1 protein-coding gene and 1 pseudogene are annotated in these 917 nt (G+C 44.4%); both read left to right on the top strand.

What is annotated here, in order from left to right; translation table 11 throughout:
- Positions 1-393, top strand: a pseudogene (locus ASC50_RS01465) (glycosyltransferase family 2 protein); the annotation flags it as partial.
- 72 nt (positions 394-465) lie between these two features.
- On the top strand, positions 466-917 hold a 452-nt coding region (locus ASC50_RS01470; protein ID WP_304518304.1), incomplete at its 3' end, for a lysophospholipid acyltransferase family protein.

Consider the following 917-nt stretch of genomic DNA (forward strand, 5'->3'; position numbering starts at 1 on the left):
GCCCTGCTTCATACCCGATTTACGAAAGCAAATGTTATTGCAAAACCCGTTCGCTGGGGGCGCGGATTTCATCGCATTCGTGGGCACAACTTTCACATAGACCCCAATTTATATCTGTTGCATTTCGGAAATGTTGATTACGACACCCTCAAAGCCAAATTGGAGTCGCCGGACATTATCGCGCGCGGCGAACAAAAGCACTTTATCCGCCGTCGCTTCGCCGTCATCACAGCCATCTCGACTGCAAAACGTATCCTTGACGGCGACAAAGTGTTCGATTTGGCTCGCGTGCTGCAAACGGTGTTCCGCCATGTGTATGCTTGGAATAAACCCGCGATGCTGAGCATCAAATGGATTGTGAAACTGCCGGAACGATTTAAAAACCTCGTATAGTGATGAGCCGATTTAGAGGTATGAGTTATTTTTTGTACTTTTGCAATCGAAATTAAAAAAACAAATATAGTTATGCAGAAAATGAAATGTGAAAACATAAAATTCCGGTTGCTTCAATCCGTGTGGGTGCTATTTTCACTCATTCCGTTGCGGATTATGTACATGGTGTCGGACGCATTGTTTTATCCTGTTTATTACCTTTGGGGCTATCGCAGGCAGGTTGTGCGCAAAAATCTGGTGGAGTCGTTTCCCGAGAAAAGCGAGAAAGAGATTGCAACAATAGAAAAGCAGTTTTATCATTTTTTTATCGACATCTTCTTTGAAATATGCAAGTATGCGACTATTTCAAAGAAAAAACTTGCCAAGCGGATGCGATTTACCAACATCGAAGAGATGAACGCTGCCTCTCTGGGCGAATTTGAGCAGGGGCGACCGTTGATTGAGAAAATCAAACGGCAGCATCCGCAGACAAAAATTCTGCTCACTTTTTTTTCGCCTTCGGGCTATGAAGTGCGCAAGACCCT

Source organism: Candidatus Symbiothrix dinenymphae (genome assembly GCF_001431085.1).